Below are 14,263 nucleotides of genomic sequence, written 5' to 3'. Positions count from 1 at the left end.
GTTTGTAGGTAGAAGGGGCCAGCCCCTTCTTGGCCTGCGGTCAATTCAACCCCTAGGTATTTTTGACCAGATGAAGATGCGGATCAGGTGAATTGGATCAGATCCCATCTGTTTCCGAATGGATCGCGCCAGACCGCAACAATGCCATAGGGTTCGTAGCGTGGGACTTCTTCGAAATGGACGCCTTTGGCCAGCATGGCCTTATAGTCGCGGTCGAAATTGTCTGTTTCCAGAAAGAAGCCGACTCGACCACCTGTCTGGTTGCCGATTGCGGTTCTCTGATCTGCATCGGCGGCCCTGGCGAGTAGAAGTGAGCCCCCGGTGGATCCGGGTGGGCTTACGCGGACCCATCTTTTTCCAGCGCCCAAGTCGATGTCCTGCGTCAGGGAAAAGCTGAGTGTATGCGTGAAAAAGGCGATGGCATCATCGTAATCCGGCACGACAAGCGTAACGGCGTGGAGGCTTTGTTGCATCAGGTTTTAGCCTTTGGTCGGGTGACGATCAGGCAGTTGGATGCTGGCAACCTGTTCGGCGATGGGGGCGGTGGAAAGCGGGTGGTGGCCGTCATGTGCAATGTCACAGGGATCCTTGACCCGTTTCCATTCGCCCTGACTGTACACTTCCAGCCCTGCAAAGCGGGATTTGTATCCCATTTTCGGGCTGCCAGGCACCCAGTAGCCAAGATAAATATAGGGCAGACCCGCCTCGCGTGCGATGTCGATGTGATCCAGGATCATGTACGTGCCCAGTGAATTCTGGGGCTGATCCGGGCTATAGAATGAATAGACCATGCTCAGCCCGTCATCCAAGACATCGGTCAAACTGACAGCGATCAGATTACCGGATTCGGGGTCTGAGTATTCGACCACTCGACTGCGTATGGGGGTCTCTTCGATCATGGCTGCAAATTCGAAGACGTCCATATCCGCCATGCCGCCATCCGCATGTCGGGTGTCAAGATAGGTGCGGAACAGGTCATACTGTTCGTCGGTTGCCCATGGGGAATTCGCCCGGCGTCGCAGATATGAGTTCCGCCTGACCGCGCGTTTTTGGCTTTTGCTGGGTTGAAAGGCCGAAACGTCAATCCGCGCGGACAAACACGCGGCGCAATCGGTGCAGGAAGGGCGGTATAGGACGTTCTGAGACCGTCGAAACCCTTGCTGGGAAAGGGAGTCATTCAGTTGATTCGCGCCTTCGCCCTGCAGCGCAGTGAACAGCTTACGCTCCATCTTGCCCTCAAGATAAGGGCAAGGCTGAGGGGCCGTAACGTAGAATTGCGGCGCGATTGGCAGCGTGTGTCGCATGAATGTCCTATTGTTCCTGAAACGGGATGATAACAACCGTTCCCGGAGCCGCCAAGTGATTCACGCGACAGTCTTTTAAGCGCGACGGTTGATCATAACCGTGCCGAGAAGGGTGTCGGTCAGGCCCTGGCCGCGCGCGCCGGTCAGCATCATGATGACTGAAATGATCTGCAGCACCGGAAATGCCATGCTGACAAAATAACCGGCTGTGTGCGCGACCGCTTTACCTGTGTCCATTCGTTCACCAAAAGCGTCGCGCAGTTCGACCCCCATGAAACGCATACCCAGAGTGGCCGAGCCGTTGGCGATTGTGACGACGCGATAGACAAAACTGACCACCGCATAAATCAGGGCGAGTATCAGTACGCCGAGCCCGAGGGTCAGGACGATGGCGACGGTACAAAGCAGTGAAATAAAGGCGATATCGAACAGCCAGGCCAGGAACCGTTTGGTCGTGACGGACTGGTAAAACTCGGGCTGTCGGTTCGGGTCTGGCAAGGAGTGCATACGGGTCATTCCGGTAGATGTTTCAAATACCCTGTCCCGATTGTCGGAACAGGGCAAGGTCGATCAGGCGTTATCGCCGGTTTCATCGCTTTCGCGGTTCTCGCGGACGCGTTCATCCATGAACTGGTCGAATTCGGCCTTGTCTTTCGCTTCGCGCAGGCGATGCAGGAACGCTTCGAATTCCTGTTGCTCACGCTCCAGCCGAGCCAGAGTATCTGACTTGTAGGCGTCGAATGCGCTGTTGCCCGAGGGCTTCATTGCGCTCATGTGGCTGTGCCAGGATTTGCGACGGCTGCAGGATTTGTTGAACATACGTTTGCTCCAGATCATGTAGGCCAGAAGGGCCAGGCCGACGGGCCAGAAAAAGATAAAGCCAAGGACCATGGCTGCGATCCAGGCCCCTTTGCCTTTATCGTCAAGCCAGGCTTCTGCGCGGCTGAGCCATCCCGGGTTTTCAGGGACGGCGTGTTCGGTCAATGCGGTCATAGGTGCTCTCCGGGTTAGATGTAAATTGCTTTCACATTGAATAGATGGGGGCACCAAACCCAGTTACAAGAGGTCAATGTGAAAATGATTTACATTTCTGAATTTCGGATGGTTGACCTGACATCTGAACAAGCGCAATTTCAGTCTAACGCACCACGGTTTCTTTCAAACATTGGCTGGGTTGTCTGCTGCGGCGCTGTTTTGAGTTAAGCGCCAAATTGTTGCAATGTCGGGTCAGATATTTGGCCACAGAAATTCTGAAACCACGTCATCGGAGATGAAATGACAGGACTTCTTGCCGTCAACCGTGTACCGCGCGCCTTTGATCCTTCACTTGGTTCCGAAGCGCGCGATGCAGTGGGTGGCATTACACCTGAGCAGGGGGAACTGATCGCTGGGGCTGCGGGCTCCAGCCCCTATCTCAAAGGCCTGATTGATCTGGAAGCCGACTGGCTACCGCAAGCTTTGGCGCAACCGGACGCGATGCTTGCATCCATTATGGAAACCGCAAGGGCCTTGCCTGCGGATCAACTCAGGCCGGGGCTGAGGCAGGCCAAGAGGCGTTTGGCGCTGCTGACCGCCCTAGCGGATCTGGCAGGGGCCTGGCCGTTGGAAAAAGTTACAGGGGCACTAACCGATTTCGGGGCCATGGTAGCGGATGTTGCCGCCAAGGCCGAGATTGCAACCTTGATCCGGCGAGGTAAATTGCCGGGGATGACCGAAGATGATGTCGCCTCTGCCGCGGGGATGATCATATTGGCCATGGGCAAGATGGGTGCGCATGAGTTGAACTACAGCTCTGATATCGACCTGATCGTTTTGTTTGACGAAACGCGCTATGATCCGGACGATTTCTATGAAGCGCGGCAAGGGATGGTCCGGGCGACACGGAATTTCTGCGCCACACTCAGTGACAAGACAGCGGATGGATATGTATTTCGCACCGATCTAAGGCTGCGGCCTGACCCTGCGGTGACGCCAGTTTGTCTGGCTGCGGAAGCTGCCGAACGGTACTATGAAAGTCTGGGCCGCACTTGGGAGCGCGCCGCATATATCAAAGCGCGTCCCTGCGCTGGCGATCTCGCTGCGGGGCAGCGTTTCCTGGATACGCTCCGCCCCTTCATCTGGCGAAGGCATCTGGACTTCGCGGCTATTCAGGATGCCCATGACATGCGCTTGCGTATCCGCGAAAACAAAGGGACAGGCGGTGCGCTGACCATTCCGGGTCATGATATGAAACTAGGGCAAGGCGGGATACGCGAGATTGAATTCTTCACTCAGACCCGACAGTTGATTGCCGGAGGTCGCGATACGGACCTGCGCGTGCGTGGCACTGTACCGGGTTTGGCGGCTTTGGCCGGCAAAGGGTGGGTGCCCGAGGACGTGGCTGAAAAGCTTACCGATCACTACCGCGCGCATCGCGAAGTCGAACACCGCATTCAGATGATCCATGATGCGCAGACCCATAAGATTCCGCAATCCTTGGACGGGATTGAGCGGATTGCATGCCTGAAGGGGATTGATAGCGCCGATCTGACTGCGGATCTGAAACGGCGACTGACCGAGGTTCATGAGTTGACCGAAGGTTTTTTCGCCCCCGGCCCGACAGCCCGTGCACCTTTGCCAGAAGTTGAATTTGACGAAAGCATATTGGCGCGCTGGACGACCTACCCATCACTGCGTTCTCAGCGCGGGGCGCGGATTTTCGAACGGCTGAAACCAGAGCTGCTGACGCGTCTTGCCAAAACCGCCCAACCGGATGAGGCGCTGCTGGCACTGGACGGCTTCCTTCGCGGGTTGCCTGCGGGCGTGCAGCTGTTTTCTCTGTTCGAGGCCAACCCGCAGCTTATCGACCTGCTTGTCGATATAGTAGGCACGTCGCATGCATTGGCCGCGCATTTGTCGCACAACGCCTCGGTCTTTGATGCGGTGATTGGCGGCAGCTTCTTTGACGACTGGCCGGGCCGGACGGTGCTGCAGGGCGAATTGGAGCGAGAACTCTCGCAGGAGCAGGACTACGAAAGCCAGCTTGATCTGGCGCGGCGCTGGTGCAAGGAATGGCATTTCCGGATCGGCGTTCACCATCTGCGCGGGTTGATCGACGGCGTGCAGGCCGGGCAGCAATATGCCGAACTTGCAAGCGCGGTGATCGCTGCGATCCTGCCATGTGTTGTGGACCAGTTCACCAGCAAACACGGGCCCGCACCTGGTCGCGGTGCCGCTGTGTTGGGCATGGGATCCCTGGGGGCAGGGCGGATCAACTCGCAATCTGACCTTGATATGATCGTGATCTACGACCCGCTGGATCAGGACATGTCCGAGGGCCCACGGCCTCTTGCCACGCGGACCTACTATGCCCGGTTCACGCAGGCACTGATCACCGCGCTGTCGGCTCCAATGTCGCAGGGGCGACTTTATGAGGTCGACATGCGGCTGCGCCCCTCGGGCAATCAGGGGCCGGTGGCGACCAGTTGGGCCAGCTTCACGAACTATCAGCAGAATGAGGCATGGGTGTGGGAACACCTAGCCCTGACGCGCGCAAACCCCGTCGCCGGTGAGCCCTCTCTGGCCGACGATATCGAGGGCTTTCGAACAGAGCTTGTTTCGCGCTCCCGCGATCAGGCGCAGGTTTTGCGCGAAGTTGCCGAAATGCGCGCGCGTCTGGCAGCCGCGAAAACCCCCGCCGGTATTTGGGATGCCAAGAATGGGGCCGGACGCATGATGGACATAGAGCTGATGGCCGAAACAGGCGCTTTACTGTCCGGTGTTGCAAAGCGCGATGTACATGCCGGGTTGGACGGTGCAGTCGCAGCCGCGCTTTTGGATGTCGCTCAGGCGCAAACGTTGAAGGATTGCTACGATCTATGCTGGTCTGTGCAATGCGCAGCTCGGCTGTTGTCAGGTAAGGTTATCGAGGCCGATAAAATCGGAGAGGGCGGTTCTGCCTTCCTGTGTCGGGCCACCGGGTATGAGCAGGTAGAACAGTTGCAGGCCGCGTTGCAGGAAAGCTACGATATCGCCGCCGAAATTATCGGCCGCGTGATTCAGGAGGATAAAGATGCCGCGCAATGACGATCCGAACGATCACAAAGGCCTGATCCGCGAGGCCTATCGCATCGATGGCATCACATTGCCCGAATGTCGCAGTATCTTTCTGGACTGGGCGTTAAGCCTTCCGGAGGGGCGTGATCAGAGGCAAGCCCTGTCTGACCTGCACGCCATCTATGCCAAAGATGAGGTCGATCACCCAATGACACAGGTGCTGACCGAAGGGTTGCAATCAGCTCAGGCGCCGAAACGGCGCGGTGGTTGGCGGTCTCGCAACCGCTAGGGCTTTCCCCTCGGCGCGTTCGCGACTATGAGGTCGCCATGACCCAAACTGCAGACCGTCCCCGTATCCGCCTGAAACCCAAAGCCAATGCGCGCGGCCTGCGCCATGGCTTCCCGTGGGTCTATGCCAATGACATTGTCACCGACCGTCGCACGCGCAAAATCCCTGCTGGCGCGCTGGCCGTGCTCGAGGATGAAAATCGCGCGCCGATCGCGCTGGTGGCGGTCAATCCTGAATCGAAAATCATGTGCCGTGTGCTGGACCGCGATCCTGACGCCGAGCTGACGGCTGATTGGTTCGAAACCCGTCTGCGCCGCGCGCTTGATATGCGCGAACGCCTGTTTGACTCGCCCTTTTACCGCCTGATCCATGCCGAGGCCGATGGCTTTCCGGGTGTCATCATCGACCGGTTCGGTGAGGCGTGTGTGATTCAGCCCAACGCTGCCTGGGCCGAAGCGCATCTGGATATGTTGACCGATGCACTGACCGCCGTGACCGGCGTGACGACCGTGCTGAAAAACGCCTCGGGCCGGACACGCGGTCTGGAAGGGTTGGATGATGTCAACCTGACCTTGCGCGGCACTGTCCCAGATGCGCCTTTGCCCGTGTTGATGAACGGTGCAACCTATATGGCGGATTTGGCGGGCGGTCAGAAAACCGGCCTGTTCTATGACCAACGCCCCAATCACGCCTTTGCTGCGCAGCTGGTTCAACCCAAGGCACAGGTACTGGATGTCTTCAGCCATGTCGGAGGCTTCGGGTTGGCGATGCTGGCGGGTGGCGCCGGACAGGCGCTGTCGGTCGATGGGTCGGCCGCGGCATTGGAGTTGGCCGCAAAAGGGGCCGAGGCTTCTGGCTTTGCCGATCAATTCGACACGCGCCAAGGCGATGCCTTTGATGTGTTGGCTCAATTGAACGACGAAGGCGCTAAATTTGACGTCGTTATCTGTGATCCTCCCGCCTTTGCACCATCAAGGCAGGCGTTGGATGCAGGGCTGCGGGCCTATGAACGCATTGCGCGATTGGCCGCCACACTGGTCAAGCCGGGCGGATATCTGGGCTTATGCTCTTGCTCGCACGCTGCTGATCTGGGCCGCTTCCGCGACGCCTCATCCCGTGGTATCGGGCGCGCCGGGCGCTCAGCCCAACTGATCCATACGGGCTTTGCCGGGTCTGATCACCCGCAACTGCCGCAGCTGGCAGAAAGCGGTTACCTCAAGGCCGTGTTCTACCGGTTATGAAGGCTGTACTCGATACCTGCGTCATCTATCCAACGGTGATGCGTGAGATGCTGTTGGGCACCGCCCGACTAGGTCATTTCACCCCTATATGGTCGGCGCGCATCCTCGAGGAATGGGCCCGCGCCGCACGCAAGCTGGGCCCCGAGGGCGAGGCGCAGGCCCGTGCCGAGATTGCCCTGACGCAGGTCAAATGGCCCAAGGCAGAACGCCCAGCCAATGATGGCCTGCAGGCTCGGCTCTGGCTGCCGGACGCCGCTGATATCCACGTTTTGGCCACTGCAGTAGCCGCGTCAGCGGATACCATCGTCACGGTCAACGCCAAGGATTTCCCCAGAAATATTCTTGCAGAAGAAGGGCTTGAGCGGCGCGACCCTGACAGTCTGCTGCATGGTTTCTGGTATAACGACCCGCAAGGGCTGGACCAGCTTGCACAGCAGGTACTGGCCGAAGCAAACCGCCTGTCAGGCGATACATGGACTTTGCGTGGATTGATGAAAAAAGCCCGCCTGCCGCGTCTGGGCAAAGCGCTCGCCAGCTAATTGGGGTCCCTGCTTCATCTGACTAAAATTACCTCGGAGAGCGCGAGGGGCTGGCCTCTCGCCGCCGAGCCTCAGCCACGCGCCCAACGCTGCTCAAGCACTTCCAGTGCCGCAATCCGCTCATCCGTTTTGGGATGGCTCATCAACCAGGCGGGTACAACGCCCGCGCGTTGCTGCGTCAAATCCTCAAGCTTGTGAAACAGAGACTTTTGCGGGCCGATGCCGATTCCGGCTTTGGTCAGCAGGGCGGCGGCATATTCATCTGCTTCATATTCATCCCCACGTGACAGGCGCGACGCCAAAAGCGCAGTCAGCGCATTTGCAATCATCGCACCGATGAATGGGATGAACCGGCTCAGAAGCAGCATCAAGGCTGTCCGCAACGCATTCTGCCCAGAAAAATCAATCATGCGCCGCCGAGCATGACCCAAGGCCACATGCCCCAGTTCATGTGCGATGACGCTCGCCATCTCTTCGGCGGAAACCTCGCCATTGAGGAACTTGCGATAAAACCCGCGTGTGATGAATATTCGTCCATCCGGCGCCGCAAGCCCGTTCACCGGGTCGATTTCATATATATAGACCGGAACCCTCTCGATCCCCAGCGCCGCCGCCAGCCGGTCAGTCATACGCTTGAGGGCGGGATCGGCCAGTTCGGTCGATTTCAGGTCAAGCTCGCGATGGGTGCGCCAGACCGAGATCCGGTACATCACCACGGCATACAGAACCGCCAGAAGAATCGGAGTAATTCGGAGCATGGTTCTGATATGGGGATAAGCAGACACAAGGGCAAGGCATCAGCGTTTCCGTGGGCCTGAAAGGCTTCCTAGCTGCCATGACGCAGTGGAAACTGGGTTCTTTAGGATTCTAACTGTTGAAAAACGCCGCCTGCCGCCTTATCCGCACGGGAACTCGTCGGAGAACACACAATGTCCAACAATGACCACGAAGCCCGTCACCTGGAAACGCTTGACCGCGACCTTAGACGCTTTTCTCGGCTAGAAGTGGCAACCTCCCAGGTGGGTCGCCCATTTGTCGGGTCTGGCATCGCGCTTTCTTTTATCGTTGTCGCAGGTCTTGTGGCAGCCTTCCTGTTCGGACAAGGCAACAACACGCTGATCGTAGTACTTGCGGCAATGTTTGGGGCATATATGGCGCTGAATATCGGGGCCAATGATGTTGCCAACAATATGGGACCGGCGGTCGGGGCCAATGCGCTGACCATGGGGGGCGCCATCGCGATTGCTGCCATATTCGAAAGTGCAGGCGCGCTGATCGCTGGAGGTGACGTTGTTTCCACGATCGCGAAGGGCATTATCGCTCCTGAAAGCATGGGAACGCAGACTGTATTCATCTGGGCGATGATGGCGGCTTTGTTGTCTTCGGCGCTTTGGGTCAACCTGGCGACCTGGGTCGGAGCGCCCGTGTCCACGACCCACTCGGTTGTCGGAGGCGTCATGGGGGCGGGGATCGCCGCAGCCGGTTTTGGCGCAGTAAGCTGGGGGACGATGAGCAAGATCGCGGCCAGCTGGGTTATCTCGCCGATGCTTGGCGGTCTGGTGGCGGCTGGTTTTCTTTGGTTCATTAAGGCCAGGATCATCTATCAGGACGACAAGATCGCGGCGGCCCGGAAATGGGTTCCGATGCTGGTTGGTATCATGGCGGGGGCGTTTGCAAGCTACCTGGCGCTGAAGGGTATCAAGAAGATCGTCAAGATCGACCTGAGCACTGCTCTGCTGATCGGGGCAGTCTGCGGGGCGTTGGTCTGGGCCGTGATGATTCCGGTTATTCGGCGTCAATCCGAAGGGCTGGAGAACCGCAACAAGTCCCTCAAAATATTGTTTGGCATTCCGCTGATCGTGTCCGCTGCACTTCTCAGCTTTGCACATGGGGCCAATGATGTGGCCAATGCCGTTGGTCCTTTGGCGGCCATCGTGCAAGCCTCTGCCTCAGGTGATTTCACCCAGGCGATCAGTATTCCCTATTGGGTCATGATCATCGGCGCCTTTGGCATTTCGTTTGGCCTGTTCCTGTTTGGGCCAAAACTGATCCGAATGGTTGGCAGCCAAATAACCAAACTTAACCCGATGCGTGCCTATTGCGTTGCGCTGTCCGCAGCCATCACCGTTATCGTGGCCAGTTGGCTGGGTCTTCCCGTAAGCTCGACCCATATTGCAGTGGGTGCCGTCTTTGGCGTCGGCTTCTTCCGGGAATGGGATGCTGAAAGACGGCTGCGTAAAGCCCGCATTACAGTGCCTGAGCGGACGGTTCTGGCACCGGAAGAACGCCGCCGGCGCAAGCTGGTGCGCCGCTCGCACTTTATGACGATCATAGCAGCCTGGATTATTACCGTGCCCGCGGCGGCTGTGTTGTCGGGTGTTCTGTTTCTGGGCATTCAGGCCATCGCCGGGTAATCCCGGCCTCGGCAGAACCTGATCCGCGGGCTGGCGTTATCGCGTCAGCTCGCGCATTCCTTTTTCCAGCCCGGCCAGAGTCATCGGCACCATCCGATCCTGAAAAATCTCGCGGATCATTCCGATTGAGTGGGTATATTCCCAATACTTCTCAGACACTGGGTTGATCCACAGGTTCGATGCCCATTGGTCGCGTGCCCGCTGTAGCCAGATCTGGCCAGCCTCCTGGTTCCAATGTTCATTGGCACCGCCGGGATAGGCGACCTCATAAGGGCTCATCGAGGCGTCGCCGACGAAGATGCATTTGTAATCTGGACCATAGGTGCGCAGCACCTCATGGGTCGGCGTCTGCTGGTCCCAGCGGCGGATGTTGTCACGCCAGACACCTTCGTACAGGCAGTTGTGGAAGTAGTAATATTCCAGATGCTTGAATTCGGTTCTTGCGGCCGAGAACAGCTCTTCAACCACTTTGATATGTGGGTCCATTGAGCCTCCGACGTCCAGAAACAACAGCACCTTGACGGCATTGTGCCGTTCGGGCCGGGTTTTGACGTCTAGATATCCATGCTCGGCTGTGGCGCGGATGGTGCCGTCCAGATCAAGCTCTTCCGCCGCACCCTCGCGGGCCCAGCGGCGCAGGCGCTTCAACGCGACCTTGATGTTGCGCGTGCCCAGTTCGACCGTGTCGTCCAGGTTCTTGAATTCGCGCTTGTCCCAAACCTTGACCGCGCGCTGATGACGGCTTTCCTTCTGGCCGATCCGCACACCTTCCGGATTGTACCCGTAGGCTCCGAAGGGCGACGTTCCTGCCGTACCGATCCACTTGTTGCCACCTTGATGGCGGCCTTGCTGATCCTTGAGCCGCTCTTTCAGCGTCTCCATCAGCTTGTCGAACCCGCCAAGGGCCTCGATCTCGGCTTTTTCCTCTTCGCTGAGGTGCTTCTCCGCCATCTTCGCCAGCCAATCGGCAGGGATGTCGACGGCTTCGAGGACCTGTTCGAACCCGATCTGTTCCAGCCCTTCAAAGCTGGCGGCAAAAGCGCGGTCGAACTTGTCGATATTGCGTTCGTCCTTCACCATCGACACGCGGGCGAGGTAATAGAACGCCTCGACATCATAGGTTGCCAGCCCCTTTTTCATACCCTCCAGAAAGGTCAGATATTCCCGCAGGGATACGGGGATACCGGCTTTGCGAAGGTTTTCGAAAAAGGGAACAAACATGGGCTACACCACAAAGCGAACCAGAACCAAGGACAGGATTAGCCCGACCAGCGCAAAGGCGATTCCATATCCGGCTGCATATTGCGCGATATCGGCGCCGCTGCCGTTGCGTTTGCGCGCGGTCAACGCCCCAAGGAGCGCACCCAGCACCGCCAGTCCCAGAACCACTATCATGCGTTAATCGCCCCCGTTAATTGACTGGTCCTTCTGCGACGTCCTGCATAAGCGACCGGGCCACTACATCCGAGCCAAAGCCGTATCGTGCCCATCTCAGACTGTCCAGTCTGACGGAACGTGCCTCTGCGGAACGGCCGACTTCATTCAGGACCTCGGCTTTCAGCAACAATAACGTTGCAAGCTGCGAGGCGTTCTCAGCCCGTGTCATCACGTTAATAGCGTCGTCGATTTTGGGCAGGAACTCTGGCCCATTGCCTTGCGAAAGCGCAAAGGCGCCCAGTTGGGTCGTGATGTAGGATCGATGCAATTCCGTGCCCGGTGTAGCGCGCAGAAACTGCAGGGCAATATCATATTGGCGCAACGCTTCATGCGGATCATCGAACTGTTCCATGCGGCCCATCAGGTAATGAGGGTAAGCGCGCCGGTGATCGGTCCAACCTTGTTCCTTGCCAATTCGGGCTGCCTTGCGGGCCTGCCTCATGCGCGATTGCTGGCTGCGACTGGATTGCAAGGATTTCTGAATTGCTGAAATCCAGGCTCGTGGAGTTTCCGGCATGGGCTGTACCGGCACCGCATCACCGCGCGGATTCAGGCGCGAGAGAATTTCGGGTATGGCCGTTTCGACCTGTTCACGTGTCATACCGCTGTGCAGTTGGGATGAATATGCGGCCTTCAGGATCAACATGTCGAACCCGGTCAGGACCGTGTGGATATTGTCATCGTTGAATACCGAGTCCGGAAGGCGATACAGGTCATTCAGCGGGCCAAGCGCCTGTGCAATCTCTTCGTGCAGGCAGTCACGTTTTTCCTGCGGACTTGCATCTGCGGGAATGAAGATGCCCAGTCGCTCACGGCTGCTCAGTTTGGTCCAGCTGCTTTTCTGTTTGAACCGGTCCCGGCGGTACTCCTCAAGGCTTGAGGCATTGGGCACCACGAAACATGCAGCCTGAGGCAGGATGGCCTGAATCTCTTTTTGACTGACCGCCGCGATCGTGATGTTGGCCTGACCGTCCTTGATCTGTTTGATGTCTATCCCGGCCTCGGTGCGCAGACGGGTCAGCAGGCGGCCCAGATCCTTTTGAAGCGAGGCCGTCGCAGCCCCTGTCAACCGCACCGTGATCGGGGTTTCGAACCGGGTAAAAACAGGCAGTTCCGTACCCCCTTCCAGTGCGAAATGCAGAGAGATGAAATCCGCTGCCATGTTTTCATTCGACCGCGCCGGAGGCGAGGGATATGCACGCGTAAAGGACTTGGCGGGGGGCAGGGGTGGTTCGACCTCCACAATCTCGGGTGGGCTTTCGGCAGGCTCAATCGCGGCACATGCGGTCAGGACAAAGCTGATCAAGATTGCGACCCATCGCGTCATGGGCGCTGATACTTGATGAAAGGTGTCTGTTTGCCGATCCTGTCATAGAGCTTTCGCGCGGTATGGTTGAAATCCTGCGTCAGCCAATAGACAGACGGTGCACCTTGCCGGTCCGCTTCTTCGTAAACGGCCTGAATCAAAGCGCGACCGACCCCCATGCCGCGCGCCTCGGGGCGGGCGAATAGGTCCTGCAAGTAGCACACGCTTTCTTCCTTCCAGGCATGGCGGTGGAACAGAAAGTGGGTCAAACCCACAAGCCCTCCGTCGGCCTGCGCGACGAAACAAGAAAAATCGTTCGGATCATCGCCCAGCAGTCGCGAGAATGTGCTGTCATAGACGGAATCCGGAACCGTCGTTTCATAAAACGCCAGATAGTCCCGCCACATATCCGCCCAGTCCTCGCGATCAGTCGGATGCAAGGCTCGAATTGTTACTGTTTCTGGCATTGCTGAGTCCCGTTGGGTCTGATGGTAAATTGCCCGGACAAGCCGGGCAACCCGAGACCAATGCTTGCATCCGAGACTTGCTAAGGCAAGCGGCGATCACCGAGGGTTTACCGGCTCAGCGTTTGTTGCGGGCCATGAATGCCAGGCGTTCGAACAGGTGCACGTCTTGTTCATTCTTAAGCAGCGCACCGTGCAGTTTGGGCAGGGCATTGGCGCCATCGCGCTTGAGATCTTCGGCGGTCAGGTCCTCGGCCAGCAGCAGCTTGAGCCAGTCCAGCACCTCTGAGGTTGATGGCTTTTTCTTCAGGCCCTGAGTTTCGCGAATCTCATAGAACTGGGTCAGAGCCGTTGTCAAAAGCGCATCTTTGATGCCGGGATGATGGACCTCGACGATGCGGCGCATCGTGGCCTCATCAGGGAACCGGATATAGTGAAAGAAACACCGGCGCAGGAAGGCGTCGGGCAGTTCCTTTTCATTGTTCGATGTGATGATGACGATCGGACGGTTCTTGGCGCGGATCGTTTCGCTGGTCTCGTAGACGTGAAACTCCATCTTATCGAGCTCTTGCAGCAGATCGTTCGGAAACTCGATATCGGCCTTGTCGATCTCGTCGATCAACAACACGACCTTTTCATCGGTTTCAAAGGCCTGCCACAATTTACCCTTGCGGATATAGTTCGACACGTCGTGCACGCGCTCTTCACCCAACTGGCTGTCGCGCAGACGACTGACGGCATCGTATTCATACAGCCCCTGCTGCGCGCGGGTGGTGGATTTCACGTTCCACTCGATCATCCGCAGCCCCAACGCTCCGGCCACCTGCTTGGCCAACTCGGTCTTGCCAGTTCCCGGCTCACCTTTGACCAGCAAGGGACGTTCCAGCGTCACGGCGGCATTTACCGCAATGGTCAGATCGTCTGTGGCGACGTATTCGGCTGTTCCTTGGAAACGTGCGGTCATTGGCCCCTCATCAAGTGTCGCGCGAAATGCGCCCTTGGGGTTACCGCGCAGCAGAAATTTTGACAAGCCAGGTCGCTGCGTCGCATGAAGGGAAATTGCCAAGTAACTACAATGCTTTTGGTTGATTCGTGCGCTAACCTCCGGTGCCGTCTTTTTGGCGTTGCCCTGAAATGGTCAGTTAATTTTCACAGAAAAACAAGGTTTTGTTGTTTGGTTGGACGTATTTAGATCACGCGCAATGGCGCGGCGCCGGGGCGACGTTTGCATAGT

15 protein-coding genes are annotated in these 14,263 nt (G+C 57.8%); 5 read left to right on the top strand and 10 right to left on the bottom strand.

Translation table 11 applies throughout. The features are described from left to right. Nucleotides 1-83: 83 nt before the first annotated feature. The 4 genes from AC2FIM_RS03835 to AC2FIM_RS03820 all read right to left on the bottom strand — a co-directional run bounded on the left by AC2FIM_RS03835 (nucleotide 84) and on the right by AC2FIM_RS03820 (nucleotide 2,297). Nucleotides 84-473, bottom strand: a complete 390-nt coding sequence (locus AC2FIM_RS03835; protein WP_496676033.1) for a VOC family protein — start codon at nucleotides 471-473, stop codon at nucleotides 84-86. A 6-nt stretch (nucleotides 474-479) separates the two neighbouring features. Next, complete coding sequence (locus tag AC2FIM_RS03830) at nucleotides 480-1,304, bottom strand: arginyltransferase (protein WP_281971951.1); 825 nt, start codon at nucleotides 1,302-1,304, stop codon at nucleotides 480-482. 75 nt (nucleotides 1,305-1,379) lie between these two features. After that, a complete protein-coding gene (locus tag AC2FIM_RS03825; protein WP_142635100.1) occupies nucleotides 1,380-1,811 on the bottom strand; it encodes an RDD family protein in 432 nt (143 codons plus the stop codon). A 63-nt stretch (nucleotides 1,812-1,874) separates the two neighbouring features. Continuing rightward, nucleotides 1,875-2,297 (bottom strand): DUF2852 domain-containing protein, encoded by a 423-nt coding sequence (locus tag AC2FIM_RS03820; RefSeq protein WP_142633305.1) that lies wholly within the window; start codon nucleotides 2,295-2,297, stop codon nucleotides 1,875-1,877. Nucleotides 2,298-2,579: 282 nt separating this feature from the next. Here AC2FIM_RS03820 and AC2FIM_RS03815 point away from each other — a divergent pair, with 282 nt between their 5' ends. From AC2FIM_RS03815 to AC2FIM_RS03800, 4 genes are read left to right on the top strand one after another with little or no spacing between them, the layout of a single operon-like run. After that, a complete protein-coding gene (locus tag AC2FIM_RS03815; RefSeq protein ID WP_496707926.1) occupies nucleotides 2,580-5,369 on the top strand; it encodes a [protein-PII] uridylyltransferase family protein in 2,790 nt (929 codons plus the stop codon). Next, nucleotides 5,356-5,628, top strand: a complete 273-nt coding sequence (locus tag AC2FIM_RS03810; protein ID WP_271947514.1) for a hypothetical protein — start codon at nucleotides 5,356-5,358, stop codon at nucleotides 5,626-5,628. Before AC2FIM_RS03815 ends, AC2FIM_RS03810 begins: the two co-directional genes overlap by 14 nt. Before the next feature lie 38 nt (nucleotides 5,629-5,666). Continuing rightward, the gene (locus AC2FIM_RS03805) at nucleotides 5,667-6,869 is read left to right on the top strand and encodes an RSP_2647 family RNA methyltransferase (protein ID WP_271947512.1); all 1,203 of its coding nucleotides are present in this window, start codon (nucleotides 5,667-5,669) and stop codon (nucleotides 6,867-6,869) included. Beyond that, a complete protein-coding gene (locus tag AC2FIM_RS03800; protein WP_271947510.1) occupies nucleotides 6,866-7,408 on the top strand; it encodes an RSP_2648 family PIN domain-containing protein in 543 nt (180 codons plus the stop codon). The genes AC2FIM_RS03805 and AC2FIM_RS03800 overlap by 4 nt, the downstream gene beginning before the upstream one ends. A gap of 71 nt (nucleotides 7,409-7,479) precedes the next feature. Here AC2FIM_RS03800 and AC2FIM_RS03795 read toward each other — a convergent pair whose 3' ends face one another. After that, on the bottom strand, nucleotides 7,480-8,166 hold the full coding sequence (locus AC2FIM_RS03795; RefSeq protein ID WP_142633315.1) for a M48 family metallopeptidase: 687 nt from the start codon (nucleotides 8,164-8,166) through the stop codon (nucleotides 7,480-7,482). Between the two features lie 171 nt (nucleotides 8,167-8,337). Here AC2FIM_RS03795 and AC2FIM_RS03790 point away from each other — a divergent pair, with 171 nt between their 5' ends. Then, complete coding sequence (locus tag AC2FIM_RS03790; RefSeq protein ID WP_142633316.1) at nucleotides 8,338-9,822, top strand: inorganic phosphate transporter; 1,485 nt, start codon at nucleotides 8,338-8,340, stop codon at nucleotides 9,820-9,822. A 36-nt stretch (nucleotides 9,823-9,858) separates the two neighbouring features. Here AC2FIM_RS03790 and AC2FIM_RS03785 read toward each other — a convergent pair whose 3' ends face one another. From AC2FIM_RS03785 to AC2FIM_RS03765, 5 genes are all read right to left on the bottom strand, one after another. Continuing rightward, nucleotides 9,859-11,043 (bottom strand): vWA domain-containing protein, encoded by a 1,185-nt coding sequence (locus tag AC2FIM_RS03785; RefSeq protein WP_496676013.1) that lies wholly within the window; start codon nucleotides 11,041-11,043, stop codon nucleotides 9,859-9,861. Nucleotides 11,044-11,046: 3 nt separating this feature from the next. Beyond that, entirely contained in the window at nucleotides 11,047-11,217 is a 171-nt protein-coding gene (locus AC2FIM_RS03780; RefSeq protein WP_185956603.1) for a hypothetical protein, read from the bottom strand. A 16-nt stretch (nucleotides 11,218-11,233) separates the two neighbouring features. Beyond that, the gene (locus AC2FIM_RS03775) at nucleotides 11,234-12,586 is read right to left on the bottom strand and encodes a DUF2927 domain-containing protein (RefSeq protein WP_496707927.1); all 1,353 of its coding nucleotides are present in this window, start codon (nucleotides 12,584-12,586) and stop codon (nucleotides 11,234-11,236) included. Further along, on the bottom strand, nucleotides 12,583-13,032 hold the full coding sequence (locus AC2FIM_RS03770) for a GNAT family N-acetyltransferase (protein WP_271947502.1): 450 nt from the start codon (nucleotides 13,030-13,032) through the stop codon (nucleotides 12,583-12,585). Before AC2FIM_RS03770 ends, AC2FIM_RS03775 begins: the two co-directional genes overlap by 4 nt. Before the next feature lie 115 nt (nucleotides 13,033-13,147). Continuing rightward, nucleotides 13,148-13,993: an AAA family ATPase gene (locus AC2FIM_RS03765; RefSeq protein WP_271948074.1), complete on the bottom strand. Its 846-nt coding sequence runs from the start codon at nucleotides 13,991-13,993 to the stop codon at nucleotides 13,148-13,150. Nucleotides 13,994-14,263: the final 270 nt, after the last annotated feature.

This window comes from Ruegeria sp. CDSC052 (assembly GCF_059610685.1).
The sequence above is the reverse complement of the archived record's forward strand: the minus strand, read 5'-3'. Positions and strand labels throughout refer to the sequence as shown.

What these genes read in the sequence shown, in the direction of transcription:
- AC2FIM_RS03835 (WP_496676033.1), bottom strand. Translation starts at nt 473, where the DNA reads ATGCAACAAAGCCTCCACGCCGTTACGCTTGTCGTGCCGGATTACGAT.
- AC2FIM_RS03830 (WP_281971951.1), bottom strand. Translation starts at nt 1,304, where the DNA reads ATGCGACACACGCTGCCAATCGCGCCGCAATTCTACGTTACGGCCCCT.
- AC2FIM_RS03825 (WP_142635100.1), bottom strand. Translation starts at nt 1,811, where the DNA reads ATGCACTCCTTGCCAGACCCGAACCGACAGCCCGAGTTTTACCAGTCC.
- AC2FIM_RS03820 (WP_142633305.1), bottom strand. Translation starts at nt 2,297, where the DNA reads ATGACCGCATTGACCGAACACGCCGTCCCTGAAAACCCGGGATGGCTC.
- AC2FIM_RS03815 (WP_496707926.1), top strand. Translation starts at nt 2,580, where the DNA reads ATGACAGGACTTCTTGCCGTCAACCGTGTACCGCGCGCCTTTGATCCT.
- AC2FIM_RS03810 (WP_271947514.1), top strand. Translation starts at nt 5,356, where the DNA reads ATGCCGCGCAATGACGATCCGAACGATCACAAAGGCCTGATCCGCGAG.
- AC2FIM_RS03805 (WP_271947512.1), top strand. Translation starts at nt 5,667, where the DNA reads ATGACCCAAACTGCAGACCGTCCCCGTATCCGCCTGAAACCCAAAGCC.
- AC2FIM_RS03800 (WP_271947510.1), top strand. Translation starts at nt 6,866, where the DNA reads ATGAAGGCTGTACTCGATACCTGCGTCATCTATCCAACGGTGATGCGT.
- AC2FIM_RS03795 (WP_142633315.1), bottom strand. Translation starts at nt 8,166, where the DNA reads ATGCTCCGAATTACTCCGATTCTTCTGGCGGTTCTGTATGCCGTGGTG.
- AC2FIM_RS03790 (WP_142633316.1), top strand. Translation starts at nt 8,338, where the DNA reads ATGTCCAACAATGACCACGAAGCCCGTCACCTGGAAACGCTTGACCGC.
- AC2FIM_RS03785 (WP_496676013.1), bottom strand. Translation starts at nt 11,043, where the DNA reads ATGTTTGTTCCCTTTTTCGAAAACCTTCGCAAAGCCGGTATCCCCGTA.
- AC2FIM_RS03780 (WP_185956603.1), bottom strand. Translation starts at nt 11,217, where the DNA reads ATGATAGTGGTTCTGGGACTGGCGGTGCTGGGTGCGCTCCTTGGGGCG.
- AC2FIM_RS03775 (WP_496707927.1), bottom strand. Translation starts at nt 12,586, where the DNA reads ATGACGCGATGGGTCGCAATCTTGATCAGCTTTGTCCTGACCGCATGT.
- AC2FIM_RS03770 (WP_271947502.1), bottom strand. Translation starts at nt 13,032, where the DNA reads ATGCCAGAAACAGTAACAATTCGAGCCTTGCATCCGACTGATCGCGAG.
- AC2FIM_RS03765 (WP_271948074.1), bottom strand. Translation starts at nt 13,993, where the DNA reads ATGACCGCACGTTTCCAAGGAACAGCCGAATACGTCGCCACAGACGAT.